Origin of the sequence: Cupriavidus nantongensis, assembly GCF_041726985.1 — a bacterium.
Classification (GTDB): domain Bacteria; phylum Pseudomonadota; class Gammaproteobacteria; order Burkholderiales; family Burkholderiaceae; genus Cupriavidus; species Cupriavidus nantongensis_A.
Genome location: NZ_CP168302.1, coordinates 998,239 through 1,017,216, shown reverse-complemented (window position 1 = coordinate 1,017,216; position 18,978 = coordinate 998,239). Strand labels below are relative to the sequence as shown.

Annotated in this window: 18 protein-coding genes; 10 read left to right on the top strand and 8 right to left on the bottom strand. The window is 69.4% G+C overall.

Annotation, left to right across the window (positions count from 1 at the left end):
• Window positions 1-20: 20 nt before the first annotated feature.
• On the bottom strand, window positions 21-842 hold the full coding sequence (locus ACEI37_RS04250; RefSeq protein WP_373377485.1) for a MetQ/NlpA family ABC transporter substrate-binding protein: 822 nt from the start codon (window positions 840-842) through the stop codon (window positions 21-23).
• Window positions 843-1,019: 177 nt separating this feature from the next.
• On the opposite strand from ACEI37_RS04250, the gene ACEI37_RS04245 reads away from it, so the two are divergent.
• From ACEI37_RS04245 to ACEI37_RS04235, 3 genes are read left to right on the top strand one after another with little or no spacing between them, the layout of a single operon-like run.
• Complete coding sequence (locus ACEI37_RS04245) at window positions 1,020-1,376, top strand: hypothetical protein (protein ID WP_373377484.1); 357 nt, start codon at window positions 1,020-1,022, stop codon at window positions 1,374-1,376.
• A gap of 54 nt (window positions 1,377-1,430) precedes the next feature.
• Window positions 1,431-2,663, top strand: a complete 1,233-nt coding sequence (gene clsB / locus ACEI37_RS04240) for a cardiolipin synthase ClsB (RefSeq protein WP_373377483.1) — start codon at window positions 1,431-1,433, stop codon at window positions 2,661-2,663.
• Window positions 2,660-3,619 (top strand): lysylphosphatidylglycerol synthase domain-containing protein, encoded by a 960-nt coding sequence (locus ACEI37_RS04235; protein WP_373377482.1) that lies wholly within the window; start codon window positions 2,660-2,662, stop codon window positions 3,617-3,619. Before clsB ends, ACEI37_RS04235 begins: the two co-directional genes overlap by 4 nt.
• A gap of 110 nt (window positions 3,620-3,729) precedes the next feature.
• On the opposite strand, the gene ACEI37_RS04230 is transcribed toward ACEI37_RS04235, so the two are convergent.
• Window positions 3,730-5,004: an O-acetylhomoserine aminocarboxypropyltransferase/cysteine synthase family protein gene (locus tag ACEI37_RS04230; RefSeq protein WP_373377481.1), complete on the bottom strand. Its 1,275-nt coding sequence runs from the start codon at window positions 5,002-5,004 to the stop codon at window positions 3,730-3,732.
• 355 nt (window positions 5,005-5,359) lie between these two features.
• Between ACEI37_RS04230 and ACEI37_RS04225 the strand changes: the two genes are divergently transcribed.
• From ACEI37_RS04225 to ACEI37_RS04210, 4 genes are all read left to right on the top strand, one after another.
• On the top strand, window positions 5,360-6,292 hold the full coding sequence (locus tag ACEI37_RS04225) for a TauD/TfdA dioxygenase family protein (protein WP_373377480.1): 933 nt from the start codon (window positions 5,360-5,362) through the stop codon (window positions 6,290-6,292).
• A gap of 82 nt (window positions 6,293-6,374) precedes the next feature.
• On the top strand, window positions 6,375-7,385 hold the full coding sequence (locus tag ACEI37_RS04220; RefSeq protein WP_373377479.1) for an ABC transporter substrate-binding protein: 1,011 nt from the start codon (window positions 6,375-6,377) through the stop codon (window positions 7,383-7,385).
• Window positions 7,386-7,387: 2 nt separating this feature from the next.
• Entirely contained in the window at window positions 7,388-8,224 is an 837-nt protein-coding gene (locus ACEI37_RS04215) for an ABC transporter ATP-binding protein (RefSeq protein ID WP_373377478.1), read from the top strand.
• Between the two features lie 15 nt (window positions 8,225-8,239).
• Entirely contained in the window at window positions 8,240-9,121 is an 882-nt protein-coding gene (locus ACEI37_RS04210) for an ABC transporter permease (protein ID WP_373377477.1), read from the top strand.
• 39 nt (window positions 9,122-9,160) lie between these two features.
• Here ACEI37_RS04210 and ACEI37_RS04205 read toward each other — a convergent pair whose 3' ends face one another.
• Window positions 9,161-9,526: a LysR family transcriptional regulator gene (locus ACEI37_RS04205; protein WP_373377476.1), complete on the bottom strand. Its 366-nt coding sequence runs from the start codon at window positions 9,524-9,526 to the stop codon at window positions 9,161-9,163.
• A 162-nt stretch (window positions 9,527-9,688) separates the two neighbouring features.
• Complete coding sequence (locus ACEI37_RS04200) at window positions 9,689-9,922, bottom strand: IclR family transcriptional regulator (RefSeq protein WP_231942684.1); 234 nt, start codon at window positions 9,920-9,922, stop codon at window positions 9,689-9,691.
• Window positions 9,923-10,339: 417 nt separating this feature from the next.
• Here ACEI37_RS04200 and ACEI37_RS04195 point away from each other — a divergent pair, with 417 nt between their 5' ends.
• The gene (locus tag ACEI37_RS04195; RefSeq protein WP_373377475.1) at window positions 10,340-11,095 is read left to right on the top strand and encodes an IclR family transcriptional regulator; all 756 of its coding nucleotides are present in this window, start codon (window positions 10,340-10,342) and stop codon (window positions 11,093-11,095) included.
• Between the two features lie 203 nt (window positions 11,096-11,298).
• Window positions 11,299-12,546: a diguanylate cyclase gene (locus ACEI37_RS04190; protein ID WP_373377474.1), complete on the top strand. Its 1,248-nt coding sequence runs from the start codon at window positions 11,299-11,301 to the stop codon at window positions 12,544-12,546.
• 28 nt (window positions 12,547-12,574) lie between these two features.
• Here the strand turns inward: ACEI37_RS04190 and ACEI37_RS04185 are convergent, their stop codons facing one another.
• Window positions 12,575-13,438: a citryl-CoA lyase gene (locus tag ACEI37_RS04185; RefSeq protein ID WP_373377473.1), complete on the bottom strand. Its 864-nt coding sequence runs from the start codon at window positions 13,436-13,438 to the stop codon at window positions 12,575-12,577.
• Window positions 13,435-14,634: a CaiB/BaiF CoA transferase family protein gene (locus ACEI37_RS04180; protein ID WP_373377472.1), complete on the bottom strand. Its 1,200-nt coding sequence runs from the start codon at window positions 14,632-14,634 to the stop codon at window positions 13,435-13,437. Before ACEI37_RS04180 ends, ACEI37_RS04185 begins: the two co-directional genes overlap by 4 nt.
• Window positions 14,635-14,864: 230 nt before the next feature.
• Here ACEI37_RS04180 and ACEI37_RS04175 point away from each other — a divergent pair, with 230 nt between their 5' ends.
• Window positions 14,865-16,130: an Hsp70 family protein gene (locus ACEI37_RS04175; RefSeq protein ID WP_373377471.1), complete on the top strand. Its 1,266-nt coding sequence runs from the start codon at window positions 14,865-14,867 to the stop codon at window positions 16,128-16,130.
• A 57-nt stretch (window positions 16,131-16,187) separates the two neighbouring features.
• Here ACEI37_RS04175 and ACEI37_RS04170 read toward each other — a convergent pair whose 3' ends face one another.
• Both ACEI37_RS04170 and shc read right to left on the bottom strand, forming a co-directional pair.
• Window positions 16,188-16,847 carry a phosphorylase gene (locus ACEI37_RS04170; RefSeq protein WP_373377714.1) on the bottom strand — a complete coding sequence of 220 codons (660 nt, stop codon included), beginning with the start codon at window positions 16,845-16,847 and terminating at the stop codon, window positions 16,188-16,190.
• Between the two features lie 29 nt (window positions 16,848-16,876).
• Window positions 16,877-18,919, bottom strand: coding sequence for a squalene--hopene cyclase (gene shc, locus ACEI37_RS04165; RefSeq protein WP_373377470.1), 2,043 nt, complete (start codon window positions 18,917-18,919; stop codon window positions 16,877-16,879).
• Window positions 18,920-18,978: the final 59 nt, after the last annotated feature.

The following is an 18,978-nucleotide window of genomic DNA, read 5'->3' as shown; positions in this document are numbered from 1 at the left end:
CAGAACAATGCGCGCAGGGCTCAGCGCTGGTAGGGCGGCGGCACGAAGCCGGCGAAGCGCTGTTGCGTCACCGCCTTGAATTCGGCGGACTGGTAGGCCTCGCGGATGTCCCTGACGAAAGGCTTGTTCAGGTCGGCGGTCTTCACCGCGACCAGGTTCATGTAGTAGTCCGGAATCCTCTCCAGCGCCAGCGCCGAAGTCAGCTTCAGGCCCGAGGCCAGCGCATAGTTGCCGTTAACGAAGGCATAGTCGACATCGTCGAGCGAGCGCGGCAGCTGCGCGGCTTCCAGCTGGACCAGCTTGAGCTTGTGCGGGTTGGTATCGATATCGCGTTCGCTCGCGCGGATCGGGTCGGTGCCGGGCTTGAGCGTGACCCAGCCGATCTGCTGCAGGATGGCGATGGCACGCGCCAGGTTGGTCGGATCGTTCGGCAGCGACACGGTGTTGCCCGGCTTCACCTCGGCCAGCGCCTTGTGCTTGCGGCTGTAGATGCCGATCGGCGCGGTCGGTACCTGGATCACGTCGCTCAGCGCCAGCTTGCGGTCGGCCGAGAATTTCTTCAGGTAAGCCACGTGCTGGAAGGCGTTGGCGTCGATGGCACCGTCTGCCAGCGCCAGGTTGGGCTGCACGTAGTCGCTGAACTCGACGATGGTGACCTTGTAGCCGCGCTGTTCCAGCACCGGCTTGATGCCATAGCGGATCTGGTCGGCATACGGACCGGCGGTAGCGCCGAAGCGGATTTCCTTCTTGTCCGGATCGGCCGCGCCGGCGCCTTGCATCACGCCCAGCGCCAGCACGGCTGCCGCCAGTCGCGCTGCCAGGCCGAATTTCCCGTATTGCATCGGATGCTCCCCTTTGATGTGGTGGTGTGGCCGCGGCGTCGCGCCGTGGCATCGGGCCATTGTATGGAAAAGCAGCCAATGGACGAACGAGCGTTTACGCATGGCGATATGCCCGGGCGGAATAAGGCCTACGCTGTAGGAACGCGTCACTGCGTCTGCAAGCCATGGGAGGCCGCCATGCCCGAACAACTGACCAAGCATCCCGACGTCACGCTCCAGGTGCTGCGCAGCGCCGGCGCCCGCTGCGGCGAGGGCGAGACCCAGGCCATCCTGCGCAGCTGTCCGCCGGCGCGCTTTTGCAAGCTGCCGGGCGGCGAGGTCTGCGTGTATGGCCTGGATGGCGCGCCGACGATGACGCAGTTCACCGCCGCCGACTGGCAGTCACTCGCGCCGCTGGCGCGCGGCGGCGCCGATAATGTTGGCGCGGCCGCATGGAGTGGCATGGCGGTGGCGGTGTTCATTGCGGGGTTGGTGGCCGGTGCGCTGGCTGCCGCAGTGCTGGCGCGCTGGCGGCGCGGCCGTCACCGGGGCTAGCAGCGGCTGGCGTGTGGTTTTCGCTGGCATGGTGTTTGCGGCGATTTCCCGGCCATGACACCGCTGCCGTCCGCTTCCGACCACTTCCGCCTGCTTGAGAACGGCGAGGAGTATTTTCCGTGCGTGTTCGACGCCATTGCGCGCGCGCGCGAAAGCGTACTGCTGGAAACTTTTATCCTGTTTGAAGACGAGGTAGGCCACAAATTGCACGCGGCACTGCTGGCGGCCGCGGGCCGCGGCGTGCGTGTGGCGCTGACGGTGGACGGCTTCGGCTCGCATGACCTGTCGCCGGTCTTTATCGCGGAACTGGTCGACGCAGGCGTGCAGTTCTGCACATTCTCGCCGCGGCCGCGGCTGTTCGGCGTGCGCACCCACATCTTCCGGCGCATGCACCGCAAGCTGATCGCGGTCGATGCCGAGGTGGCTTTCGTCGGCGGGCTTAATTTCTCGACGCAGCATCTGTACCAGTTCGGGCCGCTGGCCAAGCAGGACTATGCGGTGGAAATCCGCGGACCCTTCGCGCGCCAGGTGCACGACTTCCTGGTGCGCGCGATGCCAGGCGTGTGCCCGCCGCCTCCCATGCCCGAGACTGTGGCCGAACGCGAGGGGCCGGATCCGCGCATGCAGGCCGCACGCGCGAGCCTGGTCACGCGCGACAACCACCGCCACCGCAACGACATCGAGTTTGCCTACCTCGACGCGATCCGCGCGGCGCGGCGCGAGGTCATCATCGCCAACGCGTACTTCCTGCCGGGCTACCGGCTGCTGCACGCGCTGTGCGAGGCCGCCGCACGCGGCGTGCGGGTGCGGCTGCTGTTGCAGGGCAAGCCCGACATGCCGTGGGTGGCGCGCGCCGGCGGCCTGCTCTACGCCCATCTGCAGGACGCCGGGGTGGAGATCCTGGAATACGTCGAGCGGCCCTTCCACGGCAAGGTCGCGGTGGTCGATGACAACTGGGCCACGGTCGGCTCCAGCAATCTCGACCCGCTGAGCCTGTCGCTGAACCTCGAAGCCAATCTCGTGATCCGCGATGAAGCCTTCGCGTGCCATCTGCGCGGCCGGCTCGAAGCGCTGATCGGCGCGCGCTGTCGCGCGGTGCCGCCGGGGCTGAAGTCGCCGCGCAACCGCCTCGATGCGCTGGGCGCGACGCTGATGTTCCACTTCCTGCGCCGCTTTCCGGCCTGGGCGGGCTGGCTGCCGGCGCATGCGCCCCGGCTGGTGCAGCCGATCCCGGGCGGGCGGCGCAACGCACGGCGCGTGGTGGTGTTGCGCGGAGGCGCGGAATGACGGGCGCCGAGGCCCTGACCGCCATCCGCCAGCATGCGCACTGGCCGGCCTGGCGCCGTGCCATCGGCATCCTGTTCATTGCCGCCGTGCTGGCGCTGATCGCGCGCAAGCTGGGCACCATCGACTGGAACGCGGTGCTGGAAGCGCTGCGCGGCTTCAACGCGCGCACGCTGCTGCCGGCGGCCAGCTTCGTGGCACTGAGCGGGTTGCTGTACAGCCAGTTCGACGTGCTCGGCTGCCGCTATGCCGGGCACCCGCTGCCGCTGCGCCGGGTGATGGCGATCTCCTATGTCAGCTACACGCTCAGCCTCAACCTCGGCGCCACGCTGGGCGGCGCGGGCGTGCGCTACCGGCTGTACTCGCGCGCGGGGCTGAGCGCGCCGCAGATCTGGAGCCTGTTCGTGGTGGTGGTCACGACCAACTGGCTCGGCTATGCCGTGCTGGCAGGCGCCATCCTCGCCGGCGAACTGGTAGTGCTGCCGCCGGAGTGGGGCATTCCCGCGGCGCTGACGCGGGTGCTGGGCGTGCTGATGCTGGCGGTGCCGGCCGCTTACCTGGCGGCGTGCGCGCTATGGCACGGCCGCCACCGCACCGTGCGCGACCACGACATCTATATGCCCACGGTGCGCTTCGCAGCGTTGCAATGCGCGCTGTCGGCGGCCCACTGGATGTCGATGGGCGCGATCCTGTACGCGCTGCTGCATACGCATGCAACGTATTTCACCGTGCTCGGCGTGCTGCTGGCGTCCGGCCTGGCCGGCGTGGTGGTGCGCATCCCCGGCGGGCTGGGCGTGATCGAGACCGTGTTCCTGACCATGCTGGGCGACCAGGTGCCGCACGGGCTGCTGCTCGCGGCGCTGATTGCCTATCGGGCGCTGTATTACCTGATTCCGTTGATGATCGGGGCGGTGAGCTATTTCGTGCTGGAAGCGCGGGGCAAGCGGGATGGCGGGTAGCCGTGCAAGCGTGATTGGCGAAGGCCGGCGCCTGCCCTCTCCCCCGGCCCCTCTCCCGCGCGCGGGAGAGGGGAGCAAACCAGCGGCAGCGGATGGGCGAGGGCGGGAGGTCAGGCCGCGGCCAGCGCGCGGTCCAGGTCTTCGATCAGGTCGTCGATATGCTCGATGCCGATCGACAGCCGCACCATGTCTTCGCTGACGCCGGCCGCCTGCAGTTCTTCGGCGTTGAGCTGGCGGTGCGTGGTCGACGCCGGGTGGGTGGCCAGCGACTTGGCATCGCCGATATTGACCAGCCTCGTGAACAGCTGCAGCGCATCGAGGAAGCGCGCACCGCCTTCGCGGCCCCCCTGCTTCAGCCCGAACGACAGAATGCCAGGCCCGCGCCCGCCCAGGTATTGCTGCACCAGCGCGTGGTCGGGGTGATCCGGCAGGCCGGCAAAATTGACCCACGCCACCTTGGCGTGCTGCTGCAGGTGGCGTGCGATCGCCATCGCATTGTCGGTGATGCGGTCCAGCCGCAGCGCCAGGGTTTCGATGCCCTGCAGGATCAGGAACGCGTTGAACGGCGACAGCGCCGCGCCGGTATTGCGCAGCGGCACCACGCGCGCGCGGCCGATATAGGCGGCCGGCCCCAGCGCTTCCGTATAGACCACGCCGTGGTACGACACGTCCGGCTCGTTCAGGCGGCGGAAGCGCTCCTTGTGCTGGGCCCACGGGAATTTGCCGCTGTCGACGATGGCGCCGCCGACGCTGTTGCCGTGGCCGCCGAGGTACTTCGTCAGCGAATGCACGACGATATCGGCACCATGCTCGAACGGCCGGCACAGGTAGGACGACGGCACCGTGTTATCGACGATCAGCGGCACGCCGTGGTTGTGCGCCACGCGCGCGATCGCGGCGATATCGACCACGTTGCCAAGCGGGTTGCCCACCGATTCGACGAACACGGCCTTGGTGCGCGCGTCGATCAGATCGCCGAAGCTCGACGGATTGCGGCCATCGGCAAAGCGGGTCTCGATGCCGGATTGCGGCAGCGTGTGCGCCAGCAGGTTGTAGGTGCCGCCGTAGAGCTGGCTGGACGAGACGATGTTGTCGCCGGCCTCGGCAATGGTCTGGATCGCATAGGTGATCGCCGCCATGCCGGACGCCAGCGCCAGCGCGCCCACGCCGCCCTCGAGCGCGGCCAGGCGCTGCTCGAGCACATCGTTGGTCGGGTTCATGATGCGGCTGTAGATATTGCCGGCCACCTTCAGGTCGAACAGGTCCGCGCCATGCTGCGCGTTGTCGAAGGCATAGGCGACGGTCTGGTAGATGGGCACGGCCACCGCGCGCGTGGTGGGATCTGGCGAATAGCCGCCATGGACGGCCAGGGTTTCGAGTCTCATCGTGTTTTCTCTGTTGTGTGCCGGACCGGCGCGTCGGGGCAGGTCCCGCGTTGGCGCCGGGCATGCCGGGACGCCATGCCGGCGCACCGTGCCGTGCGATGGTAACAGCGCCGTAGCGCATGTCGCCGCCATGGTCGCCCACTGCCGGTGCGCGCCGCAAGGAAGGTTATTGCATGTGGTTATGCGCGGTGTAGTGCCAGAGGGCGAGACAGCGACGGGCGATCCGATATGCAATAAGCGGATAAGCGTCGGCGCTTTGATTCGTTGACCGTGCCGGCGCTGGCTCCCTACAGTGCAAGCTTGTACGCGGCATCCCGGATGCCGCATCGGCTTCCCCCGTATGCCAGAGTTTGCCATGACGACTGCAACCGCCCACCCTCAAGCTTCGCGCCAGCAGAGCGCTGCGCCGGCCACCGCATTTCCCGCTATCGCCGCGGGCAGCTTCGAGATCCGGCCGCTCGACGCCCCGCTCGGCGCCGAAGTGATCGGACTGGACCTGTCGCAACCCCTGGCGGAAGCAGACTTTGCGCGCATCCATCGCGCCCACCTCGACCACCACGTGCTGGTGTTTCGCGACCAGCGCATCACGCCCGCGCAGCAGATTGCCTTCAGCCGCCGCTTCGGCCCGCTCCAGACCCACGTGCTGCACCAGTTCCAGCTGCCGGGCCATCCCGAAGTGCTGGTGGTCTCCAACGTGGTCGAGGACGGCAAGCCGATCGGGTTGGGCGATGCCGGCCACTTCTGGCATTCGGACCTGTCGTACAAGGAGCGGCCCAGCCTGGGCTCGCTGCTGCATGCGCGTGAGCTGCCCGCCGAAGGCGGCGATACGCTGTTCGCCAACATGCACCTGGCGTGGGAGACGCTGCCGGCAGCGCTGCAGCGCGCCGTCGATGGCCTGCAAGCCGAGCACACCTACCTGGCGCGCTATGCCGAACTCCAGCAGCGCAGCCCGTGGCGGCCCAACCTGACGCCGGAGCAGGTGGCGCAGGTCAGGCCGGTGCTGCAGCCGGTGGTACGGACCCATCCGGAAACCGGGCGCAAGGCGCTGTTCGTCAGCGAGCACTTCACCACGCGAATCGTCGGCCTGCCCGAGGACGAAAGCCGCGAGCTGCTGGACCAGCTGTTTGCGCACAGCGTCAGGCCCGAACACCTCTACCGCCACCACTGGCAGCCGCACGACCTGGTGTTCTGGGACAACCGCTCGCTGCTGCATCTGGCGGCGGGCTGTCCGCCGCATCTGCGGCGCGTGATGTACCGCACCACCATCGAAGGCGACGTGCCGCGCTGAAGGCGGCATCGCCATCGCCAGTCATCCCCTTGGCGTTCGTTTGCGCGGACGCCAGTCCAACGCATGCCCCGGAGTCCTGAACATGTTCTCTCGTCTTTCCCGCAAGCTCGGGCTGCTGGCGCTCAGCGCCGGCCTGGCCATCACCGGTACCGCGCACGCCGAAGGCAGGCTGCGCATTGCCGAACAATTCGGCGTGGTCTACCTGCTGCTCAACGTGGCGCGCGACCAGCAACTGATTGAAAAACACGGCAGGCAGCAGGGCGTCGACATCAAGGTCGAATGGACCCAGCTGTCCGGCGGCGCCGCGGTCAATGACGCGCTGTTGTCGGGCGCCATCGATATCGCCGGCGCCGGCGTGGGGCCTTTGCTGACGCTGTGGGACCGCACCCATGGCAAGCAGAACGTGCGCGGCGTGGCCTCGCTGGGCAACTTCCCTTACTACCTGGTCAGCAACAACCCCAAGGTCCGCACCATTGCCGATTTCACCGACAAGGACCGCATCGCGCTGCCGGCGGTCGGCGTCTCGGTGCAGTCGCGCGTGCTGCAACTGGCCGCGGCCAGGCAGTGGGGCGACAAGGAGTACAACCGCCTGGACAAGTGGACCGTGGCGGTGCCGCATCCGGATGCGGCCGCGGCCATCATCGCCGGCGGCACCGAGATCACCGGCCACTTCGGCAACCCGCCGTTCCAGGAGCAGGAGCTGGCCGGCAACCCGAATGCGCGCATCGTGCTGAACTCGTACGACGTGCTGGGCGGACCGAGCTCGTCCACGGTGCTGTACGCCACCGAGAAGTTCCGCAACGACAACCCGAAGACCTATCGCGCCTTTGTCGATGCGCTGGCCGAGGCCGCCGCCTTCGCCACCGCCAATCCTGAAGCCGCCGCTGATATCTACCTGCGCCAGAGCAAGGCACGCACTGACCGAGCGCTACTGCTGCGGGTGCTGAAGAACCCGCAGGTTCAGTTCCGCGTCGCGCCGCAGAACACCTTTGCGCTGGCGTCGTTCATGCATCGCGTCGGCGCGATCCGCAACCAGCCCAAGTCCTGGCAGGACTATTTCTTCCCTGACCCGGTCACCGCGCAAGGGAGCTAAGCATGGCCACCCACAACCTGCGCGTGGTCTCGGACCGCGCCGCGCCGCTGCTGCAGGTGGACGGCGTATCGCTGGAGTACCGCACCCCCGAGCGCATCGTGCGCGCCACGCATCGCGTCAGCTTCGACGTGCACGCGGGCGATCGCTTCGTGCTGCTGGGCCCTTCGGGCTGCGGCAAGTCCACGCTGCTGAAGGCGGTGGCGGGTTTCGTCGCGCCCAGCGAGGGCGAGGTCCGGCTCGAAGGCCGGCGCGTGCAGCAGCCTGGCCCCGACCGCATCGTGGTGTTCCAGGAGTTCGACCAGCTGCCGCCGTGGAAGACCGTGCTGCAGAACGTGATGTTCCCGCTGCGGCACGCGCGCGGCTTGTCGCGCGCCGCCGCGCGCGAAGTGGCGCAGGACAGCCTGCACAAGGTGGGCCTGTCCGAGTTTGCCGGCGCCTATCCGCACACCCTCTCCGGCGGCATGAAGCAGCGTGTGGCGATCGCACGCGCACTGGCGATGCGGCCCAAGGTGCTGCTGATGGACGAACCCTTTGCCGCGCTCGACGCGCTGACGCGCCGGCGCATGCAGGAAGAACTGCTGGCGCTCTGCGATGACGCCGCGCTGACGCTGCTGTTCGTGACCCATTCGATCGAAGAGGCGCTGGTGGTGGGCAGCCGCATCCTGCTGCTGTCGCCGCATCCGGGGCGCGTGCGCGCGGAGCTCGACAGCCACCAGTTCAGCCTGGCCAGCCAGGGCAGCGCCGAGTTCCAGGCCGCGGCGCAGCGCATCCACGGCCTGCTGTTCGACACGCCCGCCACCGTGACGCCGCCGCCGGCGCGCAGTGCGGCAGCGCGCTGAAACCCGACATTGCACATGACCCAACCCTCCCTCAACCTGGCCGGCCCGCTGCGGCCCGAATACGAGCGCGAGCCCGAACCCTTCACCGAAGCCCCGCTGGCGCGCGCTCTGCCGTGGCACCAGCGCGCGTGGCAGCAAGACTGGCTGCACAAGGCGCTGATCCTGCTGGCGCTGGGACTGATCTGGGAGGCGGTGGCGCGCATCCAGGACAACGACCTGCTGCTGCCCTCCTGCCTGGCCACGCTGCGCGCCTTTGGCGCGGCGGTGGCCAGCGGCGAACTGCCGGGCAAGGCGGCGATCTCGCTGTCGGTGCTGCTGCGCGGCTATGCCGCCGGCATCGTACTGGCGTTCGTGCTGACCTCGCTGGCGGTATCGACACGCCTCGGACGCGACCTGCTGGACACGCTGACCGCCATGTTCAACCCGTTGCCGGCGATTGCGCTGTTGCCGCTGGCGCTGCTCTGGTTCGGGCTTGGCACCGGCAGCCTGGTGTTCGTGCTGATCCATTCGGTGTTGTGGCCGCTGGCGCTGAACATGTACGCCGGCTTCCGCGCGGTACCGCCGACGCTGCGCATGGCCGGACGCAACTACGGCCTGCGCGGGCTGCGCTATGTCGCGCTGGTGCTGGTGCCGGCGGCGCTGCCCGCGATCCTGTCCGGGCTGAAGATCGGCTGGGCCTTTGCCTGGCGCACGCTGATCGCCGCCGAACTGGTGTTCGGCGCGTCGTCGGGGCAAGGCGGGCTGGGCTGGTTTATCTTCCAGAACCGCAATGAGCTCTATACCGACCGCGTATTCGCCGGGCTGGCCGCGGTGATCCTGATCGGGCTGCTGGTCGAGGGACTGGTGTTCACCACGCTGGAGCGCCTGACGGTGCGCCGCTGGGGCATGCAGCACTAGCCTTGTCTGATGCCGCGGGGGGCGGCCAGGGCAATGCGCTTACATAGTCGCCTGCCGCACCCAGAATGCCGCGCCAACGCGCACCGCGCAGCGCTCGCACTGCCGCTCGGCTTCCGTATGTCGCCGTGCGCGGGTGCTGGCCTGGACCTGCTCCCAGATCTCGAGCATGGCGCGAATCTTGGGCAAGGCATTGAACCCGGCCGCGGTCGGCAGCCAGCCCGTGCCGCAGGGCTGGAACAGCGGCATGCCGAGCGCGGCCTCGAGCTGGCGCAGCTGGTAATGGAGCCGTTGCGGCTGGATGCCGAGCGCCTGGGCGGCGCGGCCGGCTTCGCGATGCTGCATCAGCGCGACAAAGACACGCAGGGAGAGAAAAGAGACGCGCCGGTTGATGAGTCGGTAAGCCATGCCCATGTCATGGCCGGGGGGCGGTCTCGCGCTTGCGCGCTGCTACGGGTCCCCGGCGGATCGAAGTGGATCGATCGTAGCGGCGCGGCGCGGGGCAGGTGAGCACCCGGATTCAGAAATGCAGCGCGGAATCTTCCGGAGAGGCGTGCGGCAGCGACGCAGTCAGTGCATCGGCAACTGGCCGATCGCGGTCAGTGCCAGCACCACGTCGGGCGACAGGCGGCGTTCGCTGCACGGCACGCCCGCGGTTTCAAGCGTGGTCCACAGGTCGGCGTCGCCGGTGACGATGCGTTGCCGCAGCTGGGCCAGGTATGCATATTCCGCGGAGGTCAGCGGCCGCGGGGCGCTGCGCAGGTCGTCCAGGATGGCACCAAGCGAGAGTGCGGGAACGGTCATACCAAGGTCGGGAATAGCACGGCGATGAGACATTGCGGCGGAAACAGCAGGATGGTGCGGAGTTGAGCAACGCATGATTCTATCCATCCGGTGGAGCGGCCGCTAAAGCAAAAGCCGGGGCGATTTACCCCGCTGATACCGCTTGCAAAGTCAGGAGTGGCGAATAGGCTAAGCGCGGGGCACGCGATGTGGCGCATGCGTTGTCCACAGCATGCAGAACGCGCTTGCGCGAACGCGTGCTCCGGCCGAATGGCGGGTATGGGTGTTGCAGAAAAACGCCACCATGCTAGCGTGCGTGCGTCGAATCCACCGCACATGCCCCTGCAGGGAGCACGCATTGACAACCCCCGGAGCGTTCTATACGGTGGCGCATCGTTTCGACCCAACGCTTCCAGGGTTCATCACCCGCCGCCCGACATGCCACGCAAAGCCGCACAGGTTTCCGAAGCCGACAAGCACGCCGCCGCCGGCGGCGCCATCGCCGTGGACCGGGCCCTGTTCGTACTCTCGGTGTTCCGGCTGGGCGATGGCGCGCTGGCGCTGGCGGAACTGGCGCAGCGCAGCGGCCTCTACAAGAGCACGCTGCTGCGCCTGCTGGCATCGCTGGAGCATGCGGGGCTGGTGCTGCGCCATGCCGATGGTCGCTATGGCCTGGGGCCGGAGGTGGCGCGGCTGCACGCAGTCTATGCCGCGTCGTTCTCGCTTGAGGCGGTGGTGATGCCGGCGCTGCGTGAACTGGTCAACGTGACGCGCGAGAGCGCTGCCTTTCATGTCGAGCAGGGCGAGCACAGGCTGTGCCTGTACCGCGTCGATTCGCCCCAGCCGGTGCGCGACCACGTGCGCGCGGGCGAACTGCTGCCGCGCGACCGCGGCGCCGGTGCGCGCGTGCTGCGCGCCTTCGCCGGCGAGCCCGGCGAGCTCTATGACCGGATCCGGCAAGACGGCGTGGCAGCGCTGGTCGGCGACCGCAGCCCGGATCTTGCGGGGGTGTCGGCGCCGGTGTTCGGCCCGGGCGGCGTATTGGCCGGCGCGCTCACGCTGACCTGCCCGGCGGCCCGCTACCGCGACGGTTTCCGCGACGACGTGCTGCAGGCCGCGCGCTCGCTGACGCGCGCGCTCGGCGGCACGGCGCCGCACGCCGCCCCGGGTTCGGCCGTCGCGGACTTACCGTAAACCCGGCCGGGTGCAGCGCACCCGACCCGGCTTGCTGGGGGTGCCAAGCTGGCGCCGGCACCGGCTATCATGCGGCTGGCATGAAAAACAGCGCACGTCACATCTGGTGAACTCAGCGCCCGCATGCCTCGCGTCGCGCCCCGTGTCCCGATGCCAGCCGATCGATATTGACGGCAGGCGGACGGCATCCTTGAGGAAATCCCTTGCACCTGGACCAGCAGACCATTGCGGTGGTGATGATGGTGTTTTTCTGCGGCACGCTGATCATTGCAGCGGGGCTGGTGTTTGCGCTGCGCGCGAGCACGGCGGGGCGGCTGTGGGCCTTCGGCCATGTGCTGGTGTCGGCCGCGGGGCTGGCGCTGGCGGTCAGCGCGGCCAGCGGCACCGGGCAACTCGGCACGCTGGGCGCATTCGCCTTCGTCGCCGGCTGGCTGCTGATCTACCGCGGCGTGCGTGTCTACTACGGCGTGCCGGCGCATCCGGGCGCGCTGGCAGGAGCGGGCGCCATCGTGCTCGGCCTGATGGCGGCCTCCAGCGGCCTGCCCGAAGGCCCGCAGCTGGTGCTGCGCATCGTCTATGGCGTGCTGGCGCTGGTGTCGCTGGCGACCTTCGCCACGCTGGCGCGCGCCGGGCGCGGGCGCCGCAGCATCGGCGCGCCGCTGGTGCTGGTGGCCAGCCTGGTGCAACTGGCCACGCAGCTGGCGGGCTTCAGCCATGCCATGAGCCTGCCGCCGGGCGGTGCGGCCGCGGCGCCGCTGACCCTGTTCTTCGCCGGCCCGGCCGGTTCGGCGTGGGTGCTGGCGCCGCTGATCGCCACGCTGCTGGGACTGTTCGGCTTTACCGTGATGGCGATGGAGCAGATCGTCGCGCACAACGAAAGCGGCGCGCGCATCGACGCCCTGACCGGCCTGCTTAACCGCGGCGCGCTGGAGATGTCGGCGCTGTCGCTGGTGGCGCGCTGGCAGCGTGACGGCCAGCCGCTGTCGTGCCTGGTGATCGATATCGACTATTTCAAGCAGGTCAACGACAGCTGCGGCCACCACGCCGGCGACGCGGTGCTGCGCGAAGTGGCGCAGGCGCTGGACAACTCGCGCCGCGCCTCGGATGTGGCCGGGCGCTACGGCGGCGAAGAGTTCTGCGTGCTGTGCCCGCATACCGACGAGCAGCAGGCCTCGGCACTGGCCAACCGCGTGCTGCGCAAGGTGCATGCGATCGCCTTGCCCGCCGGGCGCGGCCATGCCAGCGTCAGCATCGGCGTGGCGCAGCTGCGCGGCGGCGCGGGCAGCCGGGAGGCGCTGTGGCGGACCCTGTTCGCCGATGCCGACCGCGCGCTCTACCACGCCAAGGCGCATGGGCGCGACCGCTATGTGCTGGCATCGTCGATGGCGGAGCCCGCCGCCGGCACGGCGGTTGCACCGCTGCTGGAGCCGGCGCCCGACCTGGCCGGCTGAGCGCAGGATCCGTTTCTGCCGGGCCTGCTTATGCGGGCAAGTCCGGTTCCGGCACGTCGCGCGGCGGTGCGCCGTCATAGCGCCACAGGAACTGGCGCGGCATCGGGCCCTTGTTGCGCCCGCCCTCGCACTGCTGCTCCCATGCGTGCGCGAGGATGCCGACCGAGCGCGACAGGCAGAACAGACCGCGCGCCAGCGGCGCGGCAAAGCCCAGCTCGGCGTAGATCACCGCGGTGGCACCATCGATATTCATCGGGATCGGCTTGCCCCGCCCGGAGCCAAGCGCCGCCTCGACCGCGCACGCGATGCCCGCGTAGCGGCCGCTTACCACGCCATCGTCCGCGGCCCGCGCGACCAGCGCCAGCAGCCGCGGCGCGCGCGGATCGACCGGATGGAAGCGGTGGCCGAAGCCGGCAACGTACTTGCCGTGCAGATCGCGGTAGTGCCGCAGCGCGTCGTCGACGGCCAGCGCCATCGTGCTGCCGGCATCCAGCCGCTGCGCCACGTCCTGGTACAGCGCCACCGCTTGCTCACCCGCGCCGCCATGCACGTCGCCCAGCACGTTGACGGCCGACGCCATGGCATTGTTCAGTCCCACGCCGCAAGTCGCGGCCATGCGCGCGATGGCGATGCTGGGCGCCTGCGGGCCATGGTCGACGGCAGCCATCAGTGCCGCGTCCAGCAGTTCGCCCTGGCCCGGCCCGGGCAGCTCGCCGCGCAGCATCAGCCAGATCATCTGCGCGAACGACACCCGGCCGATCAGTTGCTCGATCGGGTAGCCACGGTAGCGGATCTCGCCCGGGCGCATGTCGATGATGCCGGTGTGCCACCAGTCCTGCGACAGGCGCTGGCCGGCATCCATGCCGTCGTCCTGTGTCCGGCTGCCGCTCATATCGCACCCTCCCGGTTCAGTGCATCGATGTCCGCATCGCTGTAACCCAGGCCGCCCAGCACCTGGCGCGTATGCTGGCCCAGTTGCGGCGGCGGCGTGTCGACCGCCGGCGCTTCGCGGTTGAGCTTGAAGCCGGTGCGCACCACGCGGATGTCGCGGCCCACGCCGGGGGCATCGGCAAACTCGCCGATCATGCCGCGCTCGCTGACTTGTGGATGGGCCAGCGTCTGCGGCACGTCCAGCACCGGCCCCGCCGGCACGCCGGCCGCGGTCAGCAGCGGCCACCACTCGGAAGCCGGCCTGGTTGCCAGTTCGGCTTCGAGCGCCTGCGTCAGCGCGGCCCGGTTGGCCAGCCGCGCCTGCCGCTGCGCGAAGCGCGCATCGTCAGCCAGTGCCGGGCGGCCCACCACGCGGCACAGCGCTTCGAACTGTTCCTGCTTGTTGGCGGCGATATTGAGCAGGCCGTCGGCGGTGCGGAAGGTGCCGGACGGGCTCGCGGTCATGTTTTCGTTGCCCATCGGCGTGGGCGCCCGGCCCGCGATCAGGTGGTTGGATACCGCCCAGCCCATCGTGGCCAGGGTCGCCTCGAGCATCGATACGTCGATGAAATAGCCCTCGGTGCGCCCGGTGTCGGCCAGCGCCGCCGACACCGCCAGCGCCGCGGTCAGCCCGCCTATGGTGTCGGACACCGGATAGCCCACCCGCAGCGGCGCGCTGTGCGCGTCGCCGGTGATCTGCATCACGCCGGACATGCCCTGGATGATCTGGTCATAGGCGGGGAGGCCGGCGAGCGGCCCGTCCTGGCCGAAACCCGAGATCGCACAGTAGACCAGCCGCGGGTTGTCCTGCTTCAGGGTTTCATAGCCCAGTCCCAGGCGTTCCATCACGCCCGGCCGGAAGTTCTCGACCACCACGTCGGCACTTTGCACCAGCTTGCGGAACACGGCCTTGCCACTGGCGTGCTTCAGGTTCAGGGTGACCGACTGCTTGCCGGGGTTCTGCGCCAGGAACGACACGCCCATCAGGCGCTGGTTCAGCTCCGGGTCCGCGCCCAACTGGCGCGCCAGGTCTCCGCTGCCCGGGGTTTCGACCTTGATCACTTCGGCGCCGAGGTGAGCCAGCTGGTGGCAGCAGAACGGCCCGGCCAGCACATTGGTGAGGTCGAGCACGCGGATATTGCGTAACGGTTTTTGCATGGCGGGGGTCAGATCTCCGTGGCACGGTGCATTCCGTACAACAGAACAACGATCTTTTATAAAGAACATGCGCAGCATAGGAGCCCCTCCCCATCCATGTCAAGGTTGGCTTCGGTCGCGCCGCCGGCATGGCGGTCGGAGCCGACAGGCACGGACCCGGTCGCTGCCCTACAATAGCGCCCCCGCCCGCAACGGCCTTGCGCCGCGCGGGCCACTTTGCTGGCAGGAAAATGGAATCGAAGATGTCAAACGCATGCGGCCTGGATTTCGGCACGTCCAATTCGACGGTGGGCTGGAGCCGCCCGGACAGGGCGGCCGCGCTGCTGCCGCTGGAGGATGGCAAGGCGACGCTGCCGTCGGTGATCTTTTTCCATGCCGAGGACCCGCTGGTCAGCTACGGCCGCGCCGCGCTGGGCGATTACCTGGCGGGCTACGAGGGCCGGCTGATGCGCTCGCTCAAGAGCTTGCTCGGCACCTCGATGATGGACGACAGCACCGAGGTGATGGGCCAGGCCATGCCGTTCCGCAAGCTGCTGGCGCATTTCATCGGCGAGCTGAAGTCACGCGCCGAGCAGGCCGCCGGCACCGGCTTCTCGCGCGCGGTGCTGGGGCGTCCGGTGTTCTTTATCGACGAGGACCCGGTGGCCGACCAGCTGGCCGAAGACACCCTGGCCGGGATCGCGCGCGAGGCGGGCTTCAGCGAGATCGCGTTCCAGTACGAGCCGATCGCGGCGGCCTTCGACTACGAAGCCGGCATCGCGCGCGAGGAGCTGGTGCTGGTTGCCGATATCGGCGGCGGCACCTCGGACTTCTCGCTGGTGCGGCTGTCGCCCGAGCGCGCCGCGCGCAGCGACCGGCGCGACGACATCCTGGCCAACGGCGGCGTGCACATCGGCGGCACCGATTTCGACCGCGCGCTCAGCCTGGCGCGCGCAATGCCGCTGCTGGGCCTGGGCAGCGCGCTGCGCAACGGCAAGGCGATGCCGTCGAGTCAGTATTTCGACCTGGCCAGCTGGCACACCATCAATCTGCTCTATACGCGCAAGGCGTGGTCGCTCGTGATGGACAACTATCGCGACGCCGCCGACACGGTCAAGCTCGACCGCCTGGTGCGGCTGATCCGCGAGCGCGCCGGGCACTGGCTGGCAATCCAGGTCGAAGCCGCCAAGATCGCTCTGTCGGACACGGGCAGCACCGAAGTTGACCTGCACCGGCTGGAATCGGGCCTGTCGCTGACCATCACGCGCGACGAGTTCGATGCCTCGATCGACAAGCTGGTGACGAAGACCGAGCAGACCGTGCACAAGCTGCTCGCCGACGCCGGCGTGCGCGGCGCCGCGGTCGATACCATCTTCTTTACCGGCGGCTCCAGCAGCGTGCCGCTGCTGCGGCAGCGGCTGGCAGCGCTGCTGCCCGAGGCGCGCTGCGTGGAAGGGGACCGGTTCGGCAGCATCGGCAGCGGGCTGGCGCTGGATGCGGTCAGGAAGTTTGGGTGAGGGAGTGGTTTCAGGTTTGCTCACCTCTCCCGCTTGCGGGAGAAGGAGAGTAGCCCATCAGAAGTCAGCTTGCTGCGAGCGCATGTCGCGCAGGCCAAAGGCATCGCCCAGCGCCAGCCTTGCCGCCCGCAACGCCCCGCGTGCGGCCGCGGCGTCGCCGGCCAGGCGCAGCAGCGCCGGCAGTTCCTGCGGCGCACGCAGCAACCCGCCCAGCACCGCGGCCACATCGGTCTTGCCGTCATCACCCATGCCAGCCGCGGCGGCTGCCGGTACGGCGCGCGAAGCCGGATCGATAACCACCCGGCAAGCCGCGAACGGCAGCCGGCACGCCGACGCCATGCGCGCGGCCAGGTGCGATTCCATGTCGACGCACAGCGCGCCCGTGGCCCGGTGCAGCGAGGCCTTGGCGGCCACCGTCAGGACCGGCTGGTCGGCCCCGGCCGCGGTGCCGATGCGGGCGTGCGGCAGCGCCGCGTGCATGGCGCGCGTCCAGATGGTGTCGGTGTCGTAGCGCTCGCCGGGCGCGCACACCGCATCCGCCAGCACCACATCGCCGGGCGTTAGCGTCGGCTCCAGCCCGCCCGCCACGCCAAAGCTGAGAATGCCCATGCAGTGCCGGCTGGCCATTGCCGACACCTCTTGCTCCAGTGCCAGGCCGCGCACGCCGTGCACCACGCGGCAATGCGGCCCGGCCGCGATGCGCGCCTCGAACGCCATGCCGGTGACGACCAGCACGAACGGCGCCGTTACAGGCCCCACGATACCTGGCCGCTCTGGCCCATCTGGCCGCGTTGCAGGTTGCGGTAGCGCGCCAGCGCCCACAACGGAAAGTAGCGCGCATAGCCGTGGTAGCGCAGGTAGAACACGCGCGGGAAGCCCACCGCGGTAAAACGTGGCTCCTGCCACAGGCCGCCGGGCTGCTGTGTGCGCAGCAGGTAGTCGATGCCGCGCGCCACCGCCGGATGCTGCGCGGCGCCCGCCGCCATCATTGCCAGCAGCGCCCATGCGGTCTGCGAGGCCACGCTGGGCGCGGGCTCGTAGCCGTGGTAGTCGAGCCGGTAGCTGCTGCCGTCCTCGCCCCAGCCGCCGTCGGCGTTCTGGATCCGGGCCAGCCACGCCACCGCGCGCTGCAACTCGGGCGCTGTGGGCGGCAGGCCGGCGGCGTTCAGCGCGCACAGCGCGCTCCAGGTGCCGTAGATGTAGTTGGTGCCCCAGCGGCCGAACCAGCTGCCGTCGGGCATCTGCTCGGCCAGCAGGTAGCGCAGCGCGCGCGCGGCGGGCTCGCTCTTGGCGGGTGTGGCGCCGGTCTGGCACAGCATCGACAGGCAGCGCGCCGACACGTCCGCGGTGGGCGGGTCCAGCAGCGCGCCGTGGTCGGCAAAGGGGATGTTGTTCAGGTACAGGTGCGTGTTCTCGGGCTCGAATGCGCCCCAGCCGCCGTTGCCGCTCTGCATGCCGACGATCCACTCGGTGGCGCGCGCCACCGCCTCGCCGTAGCGCCCCGGCGCATCGTGCGCGCGCATGAAGCGGTCCATGGCGGCGGCCACCACCGCGGTGTCGTCGACGTCGGGGTAGTAGGCGTTGGCGTACTGGAAGGCCCAGCCGCCGGGGCGCACCAGCGGGCGGCGCACCGCCCAGTCGCCGCGCAGGTCCAGCACCTGCAGCGGCCTGAGCCAGTCCAGCGCGCGCCCGGCGGCCTGCGCCGCGCGCGCATCGCCAGTTTCCAGCAGCGCGTGCGTGGCCAGCGCGGTATCCCAGACCGGTGACAGGCAGGGCTGGCAATAGGCTTCGTCGCCGTGCTCGACCAGCAGGCGCTCTAGCGAGCGCCGCGCCACCGCGCGCGCCGGATCGTCGGGCGGCACGCCCAGCACGTCGAACATCATCACGCTGTTGGCCATCGCCGGGAAGATCGCGCCCAGCCCGTCCTCGCCGTTGAGTCGTTCGCGCACGAAGCGCTGTGCCGCGGCAATGGCGCGCCGGCGCAGCGTGCGCGGGAACAGCGGTTCGGCCACGCGCAGCAGTGCATCGAGCCCGCGGAACACCGTGTACCAGCCGGCATGCTGGTGGGGCGCGCGCGGCGGCAGCCCTACCGTGTGGCAGTTGCCGACGAAGAGTTCGTTGATGCCGACGCCGCGCGGGTTGCGCGCCTGCGGGCGCAGGCTGTTGAGCACCAGCAGCGGCACGATCACCGTGCGGGCCCAGTACGAGACCTTGGACAGGTGGAACGGAAACCAGCGCGGCAGCAGCATGATCTCCACCGGCATCATTGGCACCGCCTTCCATGGCAGCACGCCGTACAGCGCCAGCAGCGTGCGCGTGAACACATTGCTGGCCTCGGCGCCGCCCATGGCGTGGATGGCCTGGCGCGCGCGCTGCATCGGCGCGGACTGCGGATCGTCACCGGCCATCTTCAGTGCGAAATACGCCTTGACGCTGGCGCTGACGTCGGAGCGGCCCTGATGGAACAGCGGCCAGCCACCGTCCGGGTTCTGGATGCGGCGCAGATAGCGCGCCATGCGCGCCTCCAGGTCGAGGTCAGGGTCTTCGCCGAGGTAGTGCACCATCAGCACGTATTCGGCGGGGATGGTGGCGTCGGCTTCGAGTTCATAGACCCAGTGGCCGTCGGGGCGCTGCTGGTGCAGCAGTGCGTCGAGCGCGCGGTCGATGCCGTGGTCGAGCGCCGGCGCGGGCAGGCGCGTCGCCGGCGCTTGCTGCGGGCCGTCCGGCTGACGCGGCGCGGAATCGGCCTGCGGCGCGGCGTTGGCAAAGGCGGTCTCGTTCATCGACATGCAGCCTCCTTGTACCGGCGCCCGGCGTGGCCGGGCCCGGCTTGCATGGGCTCGCCGCG

Excerpts from the sequence above, each read along its gene's own strand:
- ACEI37_RS04250 (WP_373377485.1), bottom strand. The coding sequence starts at position 842 with ATGCAATACGGGAAATTCGGCCTGGCAGCGCGACTGGCGGCAGCCGTG.
- ACEI37_RS04245 (WP_373377484.1), top strand. The coding sequence starts at position 1,020 with ATGCCCGAACAACTGACCAAGCATCCCGACGTCACGCTCCAGGTGCTG.
- clsB (WP_373377483.1), top strand. The coding sequence starts at position 1,431 with ATGACACCGCTGCCGTCCGCTTCCGACCACTTCCGCCTGCTTGAGAAC.
- ACEI37_RS04235 (WP_373377482.1), top strand. The coding sequence starts at position 2,660 with ATGACGGGCGCCGAGGCCCTGACCGCCATCCGCCAGCATGCGCACTGG.
- ACEI37_RS04230 (WP_373377481.1), bottom strand. The coding sequence starts at position 5,004 with ATGAGACTCGAAACCCTGGCCGTCCATGGCGGCTATTCGCCAGATCCC.
- ACEI37_RS04225 (WP_373377480.1), top strand. The coding sequence starts at position 5,360 with ATGACGACTGCAACCGCCCACCCTCAAGCTTCGCGCCAGCAGAGCGCT.
- ACEI37_RS04220 (WP_373377479.1), top strand. The coding sequence starts at position 6,375 with ATGTTCTCTCGTCTTTCCCGCAAGCTCGGGCTGCTGGCGCTCAGCGCC.
- ACEI37_RS04215 (WP_373377478.1), top strand. The coding sequence starts at position 7,388 with ATGGCCACCCACAACCTGCGCGTGGTCTCGGACCGCGCCGCGCCGCTG.
- ACEI37_RS04210 (WP_373377477.1), top strand. The coding sequence starts at position 8,240 with ATGACCCAACCCTCCCTCAACCTGGCCGGCCCGCTGCGGCCCGAATAC.
- ACEI37_RS04205 (WP_373377476.1), bottom strand. The coding sequence starts at position 9,526 with ATGGCTTACCGACTCATCAACCGGCGCGTCTCTTTTCTCTCCCTGCGT.
- ACEI37_RS04200 (WP_231942684.1), bottom strand. The coding sequence starts at position 9,922 with ATGACCGTTCCCGCACTCTCGCTTGGTGCCATCCTGGACGACCTGCGC.
- ACEI37_RS04195 (WP_373377475.1), top strand. The coding sequence starts at position 10,340 with ATGCCACGCAAAGCCGCACAGGTTTCCGAAGCCGACAAGCACGCCGCC.
- ACEI37_RS04185 (WP_373377473.1), bottom strand. The coding sequence starts at position 13,438 with ATGAGCGGCAGCCGGACACAGGACGACGGCATGGATGCCGGCCAGCGC.
- ACEI37_RS04180 (WP_373377472.1), bottom strand. The coding sequence starts at position 14,634 with ATGCAAAAACCGTTACGCAATATCCGCGTGCTCGACCTCACCAATGTG.
- ACEI37_RS04175 (WP_373377471.1), top strand. The coding sequence starts at position 14,865 with ATGGAATCGAAGATGTCAAACGCATGCGGCCTGGATTTCGGCACGTCC.
- ACEI37_RS04170 (WP_373377714.1), bottom strand. The coding sequence starts at position 16,847 with ATGGCGTTCGAGGCGCGCATCGCGGCCGGGCCGCATTGCCGCGTGGTG.
- shc (WP_373377470.1), bottom strand. The coding sequence starts at position 18,919 with ATGTCGATGAACGAGACCGCCTTTGCCAACGCCGCGCCGCAGGCCGAT.